Consider the following 15,877-nt stretch of genomic DNA (forward strand, 5'->3'; position numbering starts at 1 on the left):
CCAAAGAGGACGACACCCAGCCATCACGACCTTGCGGCTCCCTTGCGTTGTTGGCTACGGCCGCTGCGCTTAACATCGCTACGCGAATTAGCCTACGCCGTAACAGACTGCTTCGCAGTCTTAGTTGTCAGCAAAGTAAGCGGTCACGAAACTCGCCCTGACAAGCCACACAATTCGTGACTTGTTGCGGAGCTCAAACAATCGCTCCCTTGTTTCTTAACTTTGTCTGCGCTACTCAGCGTGATGAATGGGATTTATCTCGCCAAACTAGCGCAGTAGGAATTTGGGCGTTGAAAAAACTCAAACTCTTTTTTTAATCTACAAACGGTGGCGCTCATGGGTTTTCGGGCCCCCATCTGCCGCGCCGAGTAGCGCAGGCAGCGTGAGGGTTTTCGGCCAGCGGTTGTCCGAGTTCCGCGGTGGCTTGCGCAGTGTGCAAGCCGCTAGGGCGAGTTTCGCTGGACGCTCACATCAAGTCCGGCAACGGACGAAAGTCCTAGGATGAGCAACGCAGGATAAAAGCGGAAGCTAGGGTGCATTTCTTTTGGTTACTTTATCTTTGTGCAAGCAAAGAAAAGTAACTCGCTGAGAAAGCGAAAAGCAAACTGACAAACAACTACGCGCGAGCATACATGCCCACCCTACCAATTCGACTTAGCTTAACCTGACGACTAGCCTATACCGCAACTCTTCGTTAGTTGTGGTTAGTTTCCAGGGAGCAAGCGCCAGTAAGTAACGTGCTCACAGGGGATAAAAACACCTCAAAGGATAACTAATGATTAACCGCATACAATGACCTTCTGCTCCAAAGCCAGATCAAGCCGACGACACTCAACAGCAAAAATGCCCAGTTCCCCCACCAAACATAAGGCGTTGTCCCTTGGTAACTCTGCGCCTGCCCGGTCAAAATCACAGCCTCATCATGCGGTGCATGCTGGAGCACCTGGCCATTTTTATCGATGATGGCAGTGGCTCCCGTATTGGTGCTACGTAACACCATGCGCCCTGTTTCAACCGCACGTACCTGACTGAATTGCATATGCTGGTCGGCCGCAAATGATTGCCCGTACCAAGCATCGTTACTAATATTCACCAGCAACTCTGCCTGAGGAAGTTGCTGGGCAATCTCTTCGCCAAATACATCTTCATAGCAAATATTCACGCCCACTTTTTGTCCGGCGATCAGCAGTGGTTGTTTGGAGGTTCCGCGTGACAAGTCGCTTAGCGGCATATGCAGCCAATCGCGGTAAATCCAACCGAAGACGCTTTTAAGCGGAATATATTCCCCAAACGGGACCAGGTGACTTTTAGAATAGGACTGTGTCTCTACCGTGCCCAAACTGATCGCACTATTAAAATATTCGCCCTGCTTTGATTCGACCACCCCCACCAGCAGATCACCTCGCTGATTCTGGGCATGCTGCTTCAAGGCATTCAGGTAAGACGGATCCAGCTGCTCGACTAAGACTGGCAAAGCCGTTTCCGGCAGCACAATCAATTGCGCCTGCGCTTGACGCACCATTTCCAGATATTGTTTTAAGGTCTGTTCGGCATGCTCAGGGGACCATTTCATGCTCTGGCTGATATTCCCTTGTAATAAGGCGACACTAAAGGGCTGGCCGACAGGGTTTGTCCAGGGCACAACAGTCAGTGCACTGCCTGCGACCAGCAGAATTATCATGATCACCACTGCCCGCGTGCGCTGGATAGTGCTAGCAATCATGACCAGGCAGGCTGCAAACAAAACAACTAAAGCCGAGACGCCGTAGACGCCAACAACGGGTAGAAAACCCGTCAGCGGACTATCTGGTGCCTGGCTGTAGCCGAGCGTCAGCCAGGGGAATCCGGTAAAAATCCAGCTGCGCACCCAGTCGGACAAGGCCCACAAAATGGGAGCCGCCCACAGCAAATGTCCTATTCTTTTTGCCAGGTAACCCGCCACTGCCGGGAACAACGCCATAAAAGCACACAGGCAAAAAGTCGAGAAGCCAGCAAACCACCATGGCATGCCGCCAAACGTATGCAGGCTGATATAAATCCAGTAGATACCAAATATATAAAACCCCAGGCCAAACGCAAGCCCCAGCTTGAACACTTGTGCGGGCGTTTTTGCCTGATGCCATAACCAGAGCTGGCCAGCCATGGTCAGCCATGGCAACCAGAATAAGCCAAAGGGTGCAAAGCCAAACACGGTGAGTACGCCTAACAATGCGGCCAGTATCGCCCGCTGCCACACAGTCGCCTGATTCAACCAATCAAAACTCAAGTGTCACCTTTCACAGAGCCTTTGACAGGCTGAATATCGGCAATCCCTAACCAGGCAGAGAAATCTGCCGATTGCATGACTTGCCACTCCACCATCCTGGCGATAGCAATCGGGTCATCGGAATCAATTTTTTGGGTGGGTCGCGCTGGATGGCACATAAGTACCGGGGGCAAACCTGCTTCAGGTCCCGGGGCATATGACAGTTGCTTGAGTTGTTTTACCCAGCTCATCCAGTGCGCCTGGTAAGCGGCGGCATCCCCTTCAAAATCGTATACACCGAGCAATAATGGTGAAAAACGAAATCCAGCGGCATTGGCCAATCGTTTCAACTTTTCTGCGCCCAGCCAATGAATGATGCGGGCTTTAAGGCCACTGCCGGGGGGCGGACTGGAAATACGCAGCCATGGTCGCTCTGCGAATGGTAAATGCCCGTAGCGCTCTTGCAATATATTGACCAGCGCTTCGCGAATGACGGGTAACTGATGTACATGTAAATGGCCATCTACATAATCAGGAGGCGTCTGCATCGCCAGTTCAAACGCGTCTAATTGCTGCTGAATATTGTCGACAACGGCTTGCCTGTTTAGTACGCCAGACAGGCTGCGCAAGACGAGTAGAGAATGTGGATACCGGATGGTGTGCGAAAACTGCGTGAAATCCAGATGCACTCCAATATCAGCATGTTCTCGGATGGCGGGCGTTAAGGCTCTTGCACTACCAGACCAATCGGGGCTTAAGGTCATGCAGGAGGCGGCAGTCACTACACCCCGTTCTATGAGTGCCAGAATCGCGGCATCAATCGCAGGCGACTGTGCGTAGTCATCGGCACAGATAATCAACTTAGCCATGCCATCCTTCACGAATATTGAAAAGCCCAGAAACGGCTAAGTAGCCAGGTACTGACTGCAATGATGACCATCACCATGCCTAACACGAACCAGAATGGTAACGGAGTATAAGTCAGTGCCAGCCATAGTAAACCCTGATTGCCGAGAAAACCGAGCAATGCGACCGCCAGGAACTTGAAAAAAGCTGTCATGTGGCTGGCTTGTGTGCCGCGAAATGACCAACGGCGGTGACCGATATAACTGACTGGGAAAGCACATAAAAACCCTATCCAGTTTGCATCTGCTGGCTGCCAGTCACCCGCGTGCGCAAGCAATGCCACCACATAATGTACAGCGGCAGCCAGGGCGCCTACACTCACAAATCCTAATACAGAAGCACGCATGTCATTCATCAGGGATGATCAGTTGAAGAGCTTGTCGCTGGCTGAACCACTTCTGCAACGATATAGGGTGGGCGTCCCTTGACTTCGTCATAGACACGAGCCAGGTATTCGCCCAGGATGCCAATAAACAATAACTGCACGCCGGCAAAGAACATCATGCTGGCTACCACTGTGGGCCAGCCTGGAATGGACTCATGAAAGAACAAAGTGTCAATAATCACCACTGCGCCATAAGCAAACGCAATCAACGCCAGGATGGCGCCTGTTAAACTGGCCAGTCGCAAGGGTAAAACCGAAAATCCGGTAATGCCAGTCCATGCCAAGCCAATCAATTTGAGTTTCGAATAGGCACTTTCACCGTGCAGGCGCGGCAAAGGCGTATAGGGAATGCCAATCGATTTATAGCCTACCCAGGCATATATCCCTTTCATGAAACGATTGCGCTCTGGCAAGGCACACAGGGCATCCACCACTTTGCGGTTCATGAGGCGAAAATCACCGGCATCACGCGGAATTTCAATATGATTGCTGGTGCTCATCATGCGGTAAAACAGACGTGAGCCCCACAATTTGAAAGAAGACTCCTGCTCACGATCCTGACGCACGGCATAGACCATATCATAGCCCTCGCGCCACTTTTCCAGCATGGTCAGCATGAGTTCAGAGGCATGTTGACCGTCGGCATCCATACATATTACCAGGTCTCCCTTGGCGTAACTCAGGCCGGCACTGATGGCGTTTTCCTTGCCGAAGTTACGTGAAAACCTAACCAGAGTCACCTGACAAGTCTCAATCAGTGATTGCACGACTTGTGAGGTCTGGTCACGGCTGCCATCATCAACCACCACAATATCCCAGTAGGGAGACATCTGCCGCAAAACGCCACGGATATTTTGCAAGGTGCGAGCAATATTTTTTTCTTCATTATAGGCAGGCACCATGACCGTGATGTGCGGCTGGGCAGTTTGGCGATGGGCTTCGATCTCTGTACTCGTCATGGCGTCACGTAGAAGGTTCACTGCGGTTATTGTAGCGGATTGCTATTAGTTTTTGGCGGGTGTTGCCTGGCGATCAGCACCTTGTAATGCGCGGCGGTCCTTGACCACCGCCAGCCACATGCCTTGACGCTGCACGCCACCCACCAGTTTGCCTTTCATGACTTCATGACAATGCATATTCGTCGTAGACAGGAAGAAATCAGCTTCTTCCCAGCGGCGGGTCACACTGAAACGCCCATCGAGATAGGGTTCGATTTGTGGGGTATCGACACAGGCAGCGACCCAGTAAGGCTGCTGACGCTCTGGCAGTTTCATTTCAGTGAGTTGATCTGCCGCGGCACGTAAAGCACTTGACCAGTAATCGCCTTCCCATTTGAACTGGGCCTGCACCTGATCGCCAGCAAGGCGGTTTAGCCTGACGTACTGGTAAGGATGGAGTTGGACGATATCCAGCAAGTTGACTAACATCAGGCCTGTCATGACGCCAGCCCAGATGGCTTGGTAAATGGCTCGCCCAGCTACATGGCTGCTGGCTAACGCGCGCCAGACCGCCACAATCGTCCAGGCAGAAATAATGGCCAGTAACGGCAGCAAAAAGGTGAAGTGGCGAACACCGTTATACAGCGCAGGCCTGTCATCCATCACGAAGACTAGCGGGAACAGGATACCAACTAACAAAGTTGCCATGACCATGCGTGCGGACCGTTCAGCGAAACACAATGCATCACGGCAAAACAGCCACAATAACGGCAGCCCCAATAACCCAAGCAAAGCAGCTTCGGGCAATTTGACCGCCAGGTACTGAAACAGGTAACTGCGCGGCACTTCGCTAATGTTATAGACCACACCGTTGGCAATGGTCTGCATATTAAAATCAAAGTGTGAGAAAGATTTGGCAGCTTCGAGTAAATTGTCCGCCTCAATCACACTCCATGGCCAGCACATGGCCATAAACACAAATGCCAACACTGCAGCGGGTAACAAAACCACCGTCATGCGCAGCAAACGTGAGAAGACAGGTGTACGCTCAAACCTGTGGTCAAGCAAGACGCGCCCTATCACTAGCAAAATAAGATAGATAACAGCAAATGCGCCGCCTACTCGCAATCCTAATGCGCCACCGATGGCGATGCCTAGCAATACAATCGCCTTGCCACTGACATTCTCCATATCGCGCACCACCAGCGCCATGGCATACAGTGCCCACAGCATGCAAGTCGCGAAGGGCACATCTTTGGTATGGGTAAACATGGTGCCCGACCAGGAGACGGTGAGGAACAACATGATCATCGCCAGCAATGACAGGCGCGAACCGCCAAGCAAGCCTGCAAACCTTGATACGCCGTAAAATCCCAGTAGACCAAACAGGGCAGAAAGTAAGTGCCGGATATCCCAGATCATGATGGGAATATAAGGGTCTATTGCCGCCGCGATAATGTCAAACAAGCCACCGTACAAATAAAGATTACGGTAGTGAAAAGCATCCTGGTCCTTGAACCCGGACTGGTACCAGTCGAGCAGCATCTGGCCATAAGTATGCTGCACATACTCGTCATTACTGATGCCATGCTGACGGAAAGTGAGACCTACCCAGATAAACAGGCCCAGCCAGAAAAACCGTATCAACCAGCGATACATGTCAGCCGAACAGCATGGAGTAGAAGTGAGTTTCATGGGCTATTAAATCGTGAAGAATCAACACGCGCAAGCGTATCACGACACCCTGGCCGAAGATAGAGCGTGAACCCTGTCACGCTCAAATAAAATCCCTAATCGATATTGGGCAATATCTAAAGATTAATTACCGGGATCGGTATGTACGGAAAAACGATAGCCCGAGCCACGTACAGTTTGAATCATCTCCTGGTGATTAGAGGCAACCAAGGCGTTACGCAAGCGACGGATATGCACATCCACGGTACGGTCTTCCACAAACACGCGGTCACCCCACACTTTATCCAGGAGTTGCGTACGGCTGTGCACACGCTCAGGGTTGGTCATGAAGAAATGCAGCAACTTAAACTCGGTGGGGCCCAGTGGAATATGCACATTGTGGCCCGTCACGCGGTGTGTGGTCGGATCCAGGTGCAAACCGGCGATTTCAATCGGATCATCGGTCATTTGCGGCGCCCGTCTGCGCAATACTGCCTTGATACGGGCATTGAGTTCACGCGGGCTGAATGGCTTGGTCACATAATCATCGGCGCCCACTTCCAGGCCACGCACCTTGTCAAACTCATCACCACGGGCGGTCAGCATGATAATCGGCACTTCTTTGGTCAGGCTGTCAGACTTAAGGCGGCGGGCAAATTCGATCCCGCTCATGCCAGGCAACATCCAGTCGAGCAAAATCAGGTCTGGCATAGTTTCACGCAACAGCATTTGTGCATGTTCAACGCTGGTGGCGCGGATGGCATGATGCCCCGCTTGTTTGATATTCAACGCCAGCAATTCCTGGATCGCCGGTTCGTCTTCTACCACCAAAATATTCGCTGCAGCCATGACACTCCCTTCAAGCAATCATTGAGATCAAAGTATTGATTTAATGCTCGCCAGTTTATGAATGAATTATGACAGTTTAATGACAAACTCACATAATTTTAAATTTGCTTTTATTGCCTTTTGAAGCAATTTGTAACAAGATGTTACGGCAAAAAATAAAAGGGTTTTGATCTTGATTAATCTTTCCAAAGAACACATCACGGCTGGCAATCATTTCAATCGCTGGCTGGTGCCACCGGCTGCGCTGGCCGTCCATCTCTCCATCGGCATGGCCTATGGATTCAGCGTATTCTGGAAGCCATTGGGCAATGCACTCACTGGGCCGGATGGCAAGCCTGTCGCCGCATGTGCTGCAGGCGCAACCACTTTCGGTGACAAACTGGCAGGCACGGCAAAAGCCCTGTTTGCCACCGACTGTAACTGGACACAGTTTGACCTGGGCTGGATGTATACGCTGTTCTTTGTCCTGCTGGGTTGCTCGGCTGCCCTCTGGGGTGGCTGGCTGGAGCGTGCAGGCCCACGCAAAGCCGGTTTGGTCGCCATGCTTTGTTGGTGTGGGGGTCTGTTACTTTCAGCGCTGGGCGTCCATCAACACCAGCTATGGATGATGTGGCTGGGTAGTGGTGTCATCGGTGGCATAGGCCTCGGACTAGGCTATATTTCGCCCGTCTCAACACTGATCAAGTGGTTCCCAGACCGTCGCGGCATGGCGACTGGCTTGGCGATTATGGGCTTTGGCGGCGGTGCCATGATAGGCTCGCCACTTGCAACCAAATTGATGAGCATCTTTGCCACACCGTCCGAACCAGGCGTTTGGCAAACCTTTGTTGCCCTCGCCCTGATTTATGCTGCGTTCATGACATTGGGCTCGCTGGGTTACCGCGTACCTGCCGCCAACTGGAAGCCAGCAGGCTGGACACCGCCTGATGTACAACACAACCGCTTGGTAGCAACGCGGCATGTACATTTGAAAAATGCACACAAGACACCGCAATTCTGGTTATTGTGGCTGATCTTGTGCATGAATGTGTCCGCTGCCATCGGCATCATCGGCGCGGCTGCCCCCATGTTGCAAGAGACTTTTGGCGGGGTATTGATTGGTCAGCCACAACTGGGCTTTGCCGAAATCAAGACTGACGAGGCTCTCACAGCGGCTGCGGCGGCAGTCGGTGCCGGCTTTGTCGGCCTGATTTCCCTGTTTAATATTTTTGGCCGTATCGGCTGGGCCACTTCATCTGACAAACTGGGCCGCAGAACCACTTACTTCATCTTTTTTGTGCTAGGGATCATGATGTATGTGTGCGGCACGTATGCTGCAAACCATCATCAGCTGGCCCTGTTCCTGCTGGTATTTTGCGTCATCGCTTCTATGTATGGTGGCGGCTTTGCCACCATCCCGGCATACCTGGCCGACCTCTTCGGTACACAGTTTGTCGGAGCCATCCACGGCCGCCTGCTGACGGCCTGGTCCACCGCAGGCATTCTTGGCCCGGTCATTGTGAATTACCTGCATGATGTCAGACTGGAAGCGAAGGTGCCATATGCAGATATTTATGCACCTATCTTTATGACGTTAGCCGGTCTGCTTGCAATCGGCTTTGTTGCTAACTTGCTGGTCAAACCTGTGGCAGACAAATACTTTATGACGGATAGCGAGCTGGCTGCAGAACAAAACAGTGGCAAGCCAGCAGGTACGGCAGCGACCATCAGCAGCCAAAATTATCCTCAAACACCCGCCATCGTGGTCAAGCTGGCCTGGCTGGCAGTGCTGATTCCCATCACTTACGGCATCTGGATGACAGTTCAGAAGGCCTGGTCCTTGTTTGCATAATCCGCAAGCTTGCCGTTTGGGTTAAAATAGCGACTTATGTTTTAACCCTCGGAATGACAAGTGAAAAAAATAGCCCAAAACCTGGACGGTACCGGTAAAAAAATCGGTATCGTTCTTTCCCGTTTTAACGACAACATCGGTGCCGGCTTATTGCAAGCTTGCGAGCAAGAGTTGCTCAAATTAGGTGTCAGTGCTGATGACATTACCCTGGCGACCGTCCCTGGCGCGCTGGAATCACCACTGATCCTGCAACACATGGCCTTATCAGAAGAATTTGATGCGCTGATTGCATTAGGTGCCATCATTCGTGGTGAAACCTACCATTTCGAAGTCGTTTCCAATGAGTCTGCACGAGGGATTTCTGAAGTTCAGCGTGATACCGGCGTGCCCGTTGCCAACGCCATCCTGACGACAGAGAATGACGAACAGGCTGAGGCACGTGTCGCGGTCAAAGGGGCTGAGGCCGCACAAGTTGCCATTGAAATGGCGAATCTGGTGAACGCATTATGAGTCAGGACAACGCATCTGGTTCTTCATCAGCCAAGGGGAAAGGCAGCAAAAACCGCCGTAAATCCCGTGAGCTGGCACTGAAGGCGCTATACCGAAACCGCATGAATGCAGGCGACGTAAAACAGCTGCGCCTCGACAGCCTGGATGATCCCGACTACTTCAAGGCCGATGAAACCTACTTCAAGCAATTACTGACCGGAGTACTAGACCATACTGGGGACATTGATGCCATGATCAGTCAGTTTATTGATCGCCAGCTGGATGAGCTAAGTCCGATAGAGCATGCCATCTTACGCATATCAGGTTACGAGTTGATGTTTGATGTCAGCATTCCTTACCGGGTTGCCATTAACGAAGGCGTGGAATTAGCCAAGACCTATGGTGGCATCGATGGGCACAAATATATCAATGGCGTACTGGACAAAATTGCGGCCCAGGTCAGGCCGCAAGAGTTTCAACGCTAATTGCCCAACCAGAAGTAGCAAGAAAATAGAAAGCCCTGCATGCAGGGCTTTCTATTCATATTGTGTAGGCATACCAGGCGGAATAAAGCAGTCACCATGGCAGTATCCCTTTAATCTCACAGACGGTGAGCCGCACAAGCCGTCAGTTTGCAAGCAATTAAGCGAGTGGCAGGTCGATCAGTTGCAACGCTTGCTGGTCGAGACGTGCGCAAATCGCATGGTCATGCCAGTCGCCAAGCACCATGCGCTCACACGTATGTCCATCGACTTGCAATTGGTGGACCCCCGGCCTGTGCGTATGCCCATGCAACAGAATCTCAGGATAATCATACTTGCGTATTAAATCGGCGACTGCGTCTACGTTCACATCCATGATCTCAAGTGTTTGCATGGCTTTGTTTTGTGCACTCTGGCTACGTGCCTGGTCAGCAAAAGCTAACCTGGCTGCCAGTGGCTGCGCGAGAAAAGCCTTCTGCCATTGCAGATCACGCACTTGTACACGGAATTGCTGATAAGCGACATCGTCAGTACAAAGGGCATCGCCATGACTGAGGAGGATGCGTTTGCCTGCATACTCCAGCAAAGTAGGATCATGGAGTAACTGCAAGCCACAGGTTTGTGCGATAGTCTCGCCGATCAAGAAATCACGGTTACCATGCATGAAATACAGGTGCACCCCTCGCTCAAACAGCGCACGCAAGGCCTGCACAATTGGCAGGAAGTCGGCCCCGTGTTGCACGTCCTCCAGGACATCATCGCCTACCCATACCTCAAAAAAATCCCCCAGGATATAGAGCGCATCTGCGCGAGCAACGGTTGTTTGCAACCAATGCAAAAAAGCCTGCGTTACCGCAGGCCTTTGCGCACTTAAGTGCAGGTCGGAAATGATCCAGGTGGTCATGCCTTAGGCAAGCACAACGGCTTTTTCGATGATCACTGGTTCGACAGGCACATCTTGGTGACCAGCACGGCTGGTGGTGGGCACGGCTTTGATTTTGTCTACCACGTCCATCCCTTCAACCACTTTACCAAACACACAATAACCCCAGCCTTGGGTAGTCGGGGAAGTGAAGTTGAGGAAGTCATTATCCTTAACGTTGATAAAGAATTGAGCCGACGCAGAATCCGGCACCATGGTACGCGCCATGGCAATGGTGTACTTATCGTTGCTCAGGCCGTTATCGGCTTCATTCTTGATAGTGGCATCGGTGGCCTTTTGTTTCATGTTGGTGTCAAAACCGCCACCTTGAATCATGAAATCGTTGATGACGCGGTGAAAAATCACGCCATCATAAAAACCTTTTTCAACATAGCTCAAAAAATTGGCCACCGTAATAGGCGCCTTTTCTGCATTGAGTTCAATCGTAATATCGCCAAAATTGGTAGTCAGTTTTACCAAAATATTCTCCGTTGTATTGAGGGGTGGAATAATTATTTTCCGTTGATGATGCTGGAGCGTTTAATCACGACCGTGCGAATCGGCACATCGGAAAAACCGCGCTGGTTGCCGGTAGGCAGGTTGCTGATTTTAAATACGACATCCATGCCAGAAATCACCTTGCCAAAGACGCAGTAACCAATTCGATCTGGCTCAGGGCTGGTGTAATCCAGGAACTGGTTGTCCGCTACATTGACAAAAAACTGCGCCGTGGCTGAATTGGGATCTGGCGTTCTTGCCATGGCAATCGTTCCCGTCGCATTCAACAAGCCATTATTGGACTCATTAACCACTGGCGCACGGGTTGGCTTTTCATTGAGTTCGCGGTCAAAGCCACCGCCCTGGATCATGAAACGGCCGATCACACGATGAAAAATCGTATTGGTGTAAAAACCATCTTTCACATACTGCAAAAAGTTTTCTACGGTTTTAGGCGCCTTGTCGGCATACACCTCCACCGTAAAATTACCCTGATTGGTTTCAAACAACACTTGTGTCGCTGCATTAGCCATACTTACCGCGGTTAACATGCAACACCCTACGATCCAAGACAACATGCGCATTAAGCTGATCCTTCATACAAAATTTTCCATTGCCCGTTTTCCTGCACCCAGTATTGCCTTTTTTTCATGACATTACGTAAGGCTGCGCTTGAAAACTCCTGCTCAAAATCTACGACCACCATATTTCTCGTTGAGTTCGGATAAGTGAACATGCTGACTTCAGACAGATTGACTGCGACTTTGGGTTTGGCCGCCTGAATCTGGCGCTTATAGCTGGCCCATTTGGACAAGTCGCCCCCTGAGTAAAAGAAGTCACTGGTGTAGTGAGACAGATAAGCATCGGTATTCTGCGACACCCAATCTTTACGCCAATGCTCTATGGCAGCCCTCAAATCAGCTTTAGCACGGTCTTGCTGACGTAATGATTGCGGGTTGACCCATTGAAAATTGTCGCCTATCACTACCGGGGTATTGCCAGCCTGCAAGATATCCTGCAAAGCTCTCATATCCGGATTGGAAAGCACAACGCAGCCATCGCTGGCACGGGGAGGACGGCTATAGGTATCTCTTGGCGTTCCGTGTATCCAGATGCCTGAACCAGTCTTGCGTTCGTAGCTGTCAATTTCATTGGGGTAATTCAACGGATATGCTGCATCGCCATACAAATCCGGCAATGGGCGGTTAAGTTTGCGCGAGGCGAAATAGACACCTATTGGTGTGCGTTTATCGCCCTGGTCTTTTTTGCCGATACCGTTTTTACCAATGGTGACGTAGTAATCGGCCACATACTTCAGTACATCCTCCTCAGCCTTTTCATAGACATAAAGGCGCGAACGGGCAGTATCTACAAACAACACGTGGCTTTGCTTCTCAGACAGCTCAACCAACATATTGGGCTGAGTCAAGCCCCGGTTACGATCAAAATAATTGCGGATGCGGATTTCGGCTTCTTCTTTGAAATCCTGGATACGGTTGACATCGGCGACATTGGCGTCGCCAAAGTTATTGAGTATCCTGGCCTTGGCAGAGAGCAAATCACCATGAATCAGGTGTGCAAGGGCAAAGTTAGGAGAGATCGCCAGTAACTGGTCGACGTAGTCCAGGGCCTGTTGCAAACGGCCTTCTTTAATAGACTGCAAAGTTTGCACCAACATGCGTTCAACCGGGCTGGTATTCTTGTTCTGAATGAACAAACGCGCAGTCAACGCCTCATGGTTAACCGCGGTTGCATTCCAAGGCAATAGCGCAGCACTGACAAACGCAATATAACAGTACTTTCTCAAACTACTCATACCGATATTATACATTTGTTTAAACCAAATCTTGCACGCTTAAACGGCCAAAATCCCTGTTTAAATAGCGATTTAACTAGCTTTACCCCACTTAGCTGAGGACTAGAATTTCCCGACGCGTTCTTGCTGGATCACCCAGCGACTTCCTTCTTTCACCATATTCAATGTTTTGTTCGAATTTGCGTCCAGACCAGTCGCTTTATAAACCTGGCGGAAAGTGACCTTGGCTGCCGTATCACTTTCTATTTTCACTGCCAGATTACTGAGCTTGACTGAAATTTTGCTGGGGCGGCTCACGCGATCGCGACGGGTTGATTCCCATTGTTTGCGGGACTCACCACCAGGTGTTTTAAAGTCCCTGGCATAGCTGTCCAGGTAGCGATCCACATTTTGTGCAGACCAGGCATCCGCCCAGGCATTCACTGCATCGAGTATTGCGCGCTCCTGCTGAGCAGCAACCGGCTTCTCTTCCACAGGTTTGGGTTCCACCGTGACAGGTTTTTTAGCCTCTACTGGAGGTGGTGTCACCGCCGGTGCTGTTGTCGCAGGCGGTTGAGAAGTCGGAGAGGTATTGGCCTGTGGATTGACACTTGGCGCTGCAGGCACTGGAGTACCGCCTTGGGTTGGCGCCACGGCAGTTGTACGTGATGCCGTACGCTTTCCGCCAAACAAGTCAGTGATCATGGCTAACTTGTTTTGTGCACGACTGTTAGACGTATCTAGCTTGAGTGCTTTGTCATAAGCCTCAGAAGCCAGGCGTGCGTAAATATCTCCCAGGTTTTCGTGCGCAGTGGCATAACTTGGGTGCGTTTTAATGGCTGATTCCAATGCCTTCCTGGCTTTGTCGTATTGACCCTGGTCGGCATAAAGCACTGCCAGGTTATTGTATGGCTCCGGCAAATTGGGATATTTCTCAGTCAGCTCTGTAAATGATTTGATTGCGTCATCACGCTTACCCAGCTCTACCAGAATCACGCCACGCATAAACATGGCTTCCGCATTTTTTGGGTTGGCTGCCAGGTATGCGTTCACGCGCTCCAGCGCTGCGGCCTGATTGCCCTGTTCGGAAAGCTGGTTAATTTCACGCAGCTCGACATTTACCTGACCCGCCAACGCATAATGAGAGAAGGTGGCCTGGCTTAACAAGACACCCAAGACCAGCAAATATTTTTTTAATGTTGCATTCATGAGTTTATTACCTGAGCAATCGTTGATTTTTAGCAGTATGTTATACTTGAATTGTACAAGAGACAGGGCGCGTTTAGGTGATTATTACGCGATGATTCAGCATCAAATTTACGTCTTGCGTGGTTACCTGACAACAAATTATCAGACAGTGGCACCCCTCGCCGACAGTGAATACAAGCCCCACAATCTTAATATAAATTAAACACTGCAGTTATTTCGCTAATTTTATCACGCATTCATCCATCTACATTTCGTTAGCATGTTAAAACTATACAACACCCTTTCCCGCAGCAAGCAAGACTTCAAGCCCATCACAGACAAAAAGGTCAGTATGTATGTCTGCGGCATGACGGTATATGACTTCTGTCATTTAGGGCATGCACGCGTGATGGTCGTCTTTGACATGGTCGCGCGCTGGTTCCGCGCCAGCGATTATGAAGTGACTTATGTACGCAATATCACCGATATTGACGACAAAATCATCAAACGTGCCAACGAAAATAACGAAAGCATCCAAAGCCTCACCCAGCGCTTCATTACCGCCATGGATGAAGATTCGGCCAAATTGGGGATTATCCGACCTGACATTGAACCACGCGCCACCGAACACGTGCAGGGCATGCTGGACATGATCAGCCAGCTGATTGCCAAGGGCTTCGCCTACCAGGCAGATAACGGTGACGTGTTTTACAAAGTGCGCAGCTTTAGTGATTACGGCAAACTCTCAGGCAAAAGCCTGGACGATTTGCGCGCAGGTGAACGCGTCGACGTCGACGGTCACAAACAGGACCCGCTGGACTTTGTACTATGGAAATCCGCCAAACCAGGCGAACCTTATTGGGAGTCGCCGTGGGGCAATGGCCGCCCCGGCTGGCATATTGAATGTTCTGTCATGAGTGCCGAGCACCTGGGGCAGCACTTTGACATTCACGGCGGCGGTCAGGACTTACAGTTCCCGCATCACGAGAACGAAATCGCTCAATCCGAAGCCACCCACGGCTGCACCATGGCTAATTACTGGATGCATAACGGTTTTATCCGTGTAGACGATGAAAAAATGTCCAAATCGCTGGGCAACTTCTTCACCATCCGTGAAGTCTTGGAAAAATATGACCCAGAAGTCGTGCGTTTCTTTATCTTGCGCGCGCATTATCGCAGCCCGCTCAATTATTCCGATAAGCACTTGGATGATGCCAAGGCTTCATTAACGCGTTTGTACACGGCATTACGCGGCATAGAAATCGCAGATGAAACAATTGACTGGCGTTTACCACAAGCAGCCAAATTCAAGGCAGCCATGGATGATGACTTCAACACGCCAGAAGCCATTGCGGTATTGTTTGAACTGGCCAACGACTTGAACAAGGATAAATCTGCCGCCACGGCCACATTGCTGAAACAATTGGCTGCAATCATCGGCTTGTTGCAACGCGACCCGGAAAGCTTTATGCAAGGTGAAACCGGCAATAGCGATCTGGATATTGAAAGCCTGATCAATGCCCGTATTGCGGCCAAAACAGCCAAAAACTACGCCGAAGCAGACCGCATCCGCAAGGAGCTGGCTGAAGCTGGCATTATTCTGGAAGATACTCCGCAAGGGACGACCTGGCGTCGCGCCTGATTGAATAAACACATTATTCTTTTGAAACATTGA

At 50.8% G+C, this 15,877-nt stretch carries 15 protein-coding genes; 4 read left to right on the top strand and 11 right to left on the bottom strand.

Translation table 11 applies throughout. From position 1 onward, the window contains the following. Nucleotides 1–772 precede the first annotated feature (772 nt). From lnt to phoB, 6 genes are all read right to left on the bottom strand, one after another. On the bottom strand, nucleotides 773–2,266 hold the full coding sequence (gene lnt, locus F463_RS0113430) for an apolipoprotein N-acyltransferase (RefSeq protein WP_018987623.1): 1,494 nt from the start codon (nucleotides 2,264–2,266) through the stop codon (nucleotides 773–775). Continuing rightward, complete coding sequence (locus F463_RS0113435) at nucleotides 2,263–3,114, bottom strand: ChbG/HpnK family deacetylase (protein WP_018987624.1); 852 nt, start codon at nucleotides 3,112–3,114, stop codon at nucleotides 2,263–2,265. The genes lnt and F463_RS0113435 overlap by 4 nt, the downstream gene beginning before the upstream one ends. An 8-nt stretch (nucleotides 3,115–3,122) precedes the next feature. Then, nucleotides 3,123–3,497: a GtrA family protein gene (locus F463_RS0113440; protein ID WP_026295601.1), complete on the bottom strand. Its 375-nt coding sequence runs from the start codon at nucleotides 3,495–3,497 to the stop codon at nucleotides 3,123–3,125. Between the two features lie 8 nt (nucleotides 3,498–3,505). Further along, nucleotides 3,506–4,495, bottom strand: coding sequence for a glycosyltransferase family 2 protein (locus tag F463_RS0113445; RefSeq protein ID WP_018987626.1), 990 nt, complete (start codon nucleotides 4,493–4,495; stop codon nucleotides 3,506–3,508). Nucleotides 4,496–4,540: 45 nt separating this feature from the next. Next, complete coding sequence (locus tag F463_RS0113450) at nucleotides 4,541–6,169, bottom strand: hypothetical protein (protein WP_026295603.1); 1,629 nt, start codon at nucleotides 6,167–6,169, stop codon at nucleotides 4,541–4,543. A gap of 123 nt (nucleotides 6,170–6,292) precedes the next feature. Beyond that, complete coding sequence (gene phoB, locus F463_RS0113455; RefSeq protein WP_018987628.1) at nucleotides 6,293–6,997, bottom strand: phosphate regulon transcriptional regulator PhoB; 705 nt, start codon at nucleotides 6,995–6,997, stop codon at nucleotides 6,293–6,295. Between the two features lie 172 nt (nucleotides 6,998–7,169). On the opposite strand from phoB, the gene F463_RS0113460 reads away from it, so the two are divergent. The 3 genes from F463_RS0113460 to nusB are packed head-to-tail and all read left to right on the top strand — an operon-like array spanning nucleotide 7,170 to nucleotide 9,802. After that, a complete protein-coding gene (locus F463_RS0113460; protein WP_483819023.1) occupies nucleotides 7,170–8,828 on the top strand; it encodes an OFA family MFS transporter in 1,659 nt (552 codons plus the stop codon). A 60-nt stretch (nucleotides 8,829–8,888) separates the two neighbouring features. Further along, nucleotides 8,889–9,338 carry a 6,7-dimethyl-8-ribityllumazine synthase gene (gene ribH / locus F463_RS0113465; protein ID WP_018987631.1) on the top strand — a complete coding sequence of 150 codons (450 nt, stop codon included), beginning with the start codon at nucleotides 8,889–8,891 and terminating at the stop codon, nucleotides 9,336–9,338. Continuing rightward, complete coding sequence (gene nusB, locus F463_RS0113470; RefSeq protein ID WP_018987632.1) at nucleotides 9,335–9,802, top strand: transcription antitermination factor NusB; 468 nt, start codon at nucleotides 9,335–9,337, stop codon at nucleotides 9,800–9,802. The genes ribH and nusB overlap by 4 nt, the downstream gene beginning before the upstream one ends. A 157-nt stretch (nucleotides 9,803–9,959) precedes the next feature. On the opposite strand, the gene F463_RS0113475 is transcribed toward nusB, so the two are convergent. The 5 genes from F463_RS0113475 to F463_RS0113495 form a co-directional block, all read right to left on the bottom strand. Then, nucleotides 9,960–10,703 (bottom strand): UDP-2,3-diacylglucosamine diphosphatase, encoded by a 744-nt coding sequence (locus F463_RS0113475; protein WP_018987633.1) that lies wholly within the window; start codon nucleotides 10,701–10,703, stop codon nucleotides 9,960–9,962. A gap of 3 nt (nucleotides 10,704–10,706) precedes the next feature. Continuing rightward, nucleotides 10,707–11,201 carry a peptidylprolyl isomerase gene (locus F463_RS0113480; RefSeq protein WP_018987634.1) on the bottom strand — a complete coding sequence of 165 codons (495 nt, stop codon included), beginning with the start codon at nucleotides 11,199–11,201 and terminating at the stop codon, nucleotides 10,707–10,709. 32 nt (nucleotides 11,202–11,233) lie between these two features. Next, nucleotides 11,234–11,770, bottom strand: a complete 537-nt coding sequence (locus F463_RS0113485; RefSeq protein WP_018987635.1) for a peptidylprolyl isomerase — start codon at nucleotides 11,768–11,770, stop codon at nucleotides 11,234–11,236. A 32-nt stretch (nucleotides 11,771–11,802) separates the two neighbouring features. Continuing rightward, on the bottom strand, nucleotides 11,803–13,050 hold the full coding sequence (locus F463_RS0113490; protein WP_018987636.1) for a L,D-transpeptidase family protein: 1,248 nt from the start codon (nucleotides 13,048–13,050) through the stop codon (nucleotides 11,803–11,805). 87 nt (nucleotides 13,051–13,137) lie between these two features. Beyond that, complete coding sequence (locus tag F463_RS0113495) at nucleotides 13,138–14,223, bottom strand: tetratricopeptide repeat protein (protein ID WP_018987637.1); 1,086 nt, start codon at nucleotides 14,221–14,223, stop codon at nucleotides 13,138–13,140. 259 nt (nucleotides 14,224–14,482) lie between these two features. Here F463_RS0113495 and cysS point away from each other — a divergent pair, with 259 nt between their 5' ends. After that, complete coding sequence (cysS, locus tag F463_RS0113500; RefSeq protein WP_018987638.1) at nucleotides 14,483–15,844, top strand: cysteine--tRNA ligase; 1,362 nt, start codon at nucleotides 14,483–14,485, stop codon at nucleotides 15,842–15,844. Nucleotides 15,845–15,877: the final 33 nt, after the last annotated feature.

The sequence above is a fragment of the Methylophilus methylotrophus DSM 46235 = ATCC 53528 genome (assembly GCF_000378225.1).
In the GTDB taxonomy this organism is placed as follows: Bacteria; Pseudomonadota; Gammaproteobacteria; order Burkholderiales; family Methylophilaceae; genus Methylophilus; species Methylophilus methylotrophus.

Coding starts and splice junctions, on each gene's coding strand:
- F463_RS0113435 (WP_018987624.1), bottom strand. CDS start 3,114: ATGGCTAAGTTGATTATCTGTGCCGATGACTACGCACAGTCGCCTGCG.
- F463_RS0113495 (WP_018987637.1), bottom strand. CDS start 14,223: ATGAATGCAACATTAAAAAAATATTTGCTGGTCTTGGGTGTCTTGTTA.
- F463_RS0113475 (WP_018987633.1), bottom strand. CDS start 10,703: ATGACCACCTGGATCATTTCCGACCTGCACTTAAGTGCGCAAAGGCCT.
- F463_RS0113445 (WP_018987626.1), bottom strand. CDS start 4,495: ATGACGAGTACAGAGATCGAAGCCCATCGCCAAACTGCCCAGCCGCAC.
- cysS (WP_018987638.1), top strand. CDS start 14,483: ATGTTAAAACTATACAACACCCTTTCCCGCAGCAAGCAAGACTTCAAG.
- F463_RS0113490 (WP_018987636.1), bottom strand. CDS start 13,050: ATGTATAATATCGGTATGAGTAGTTTGAGAAAGTACTGTTATATTGCG.
- F463_RS0113440 (WP_026295601.1), bottom strand. CDS start 3,497: ATGCGTGCTTCTGTATTAGGATTTGTGAGTGTAGGCGCCCTGGCTGCC.
- nusB (WP_018987632.1), top strand. CDS start 9,335: ATGAGTCAGGACAACGCATCTGGTTCTTCATCAGCCAAGGGGAAAGGC.
- F463_RS0113450 (WP_026295603.1), bottom strand. CDS start 6,169: ATGAAACTCACTTCTACTCCATGCTGTTCGGCTGACATGTATCGCTGG.
- phoB (WP_018987628.1), bottom strand. CDS start 6,997: ATGGCTGCAGCGAATATTTTGGTGGTAGAAGACGAACCGGCGATCCAG.
- F463_RS0113485 (WP_018987635.1), bottom strand. CDS start 11,770: ATGTTAACCGCGGTAAGTATGGCTAATGCAGCGACACAAGTGTTGTTT.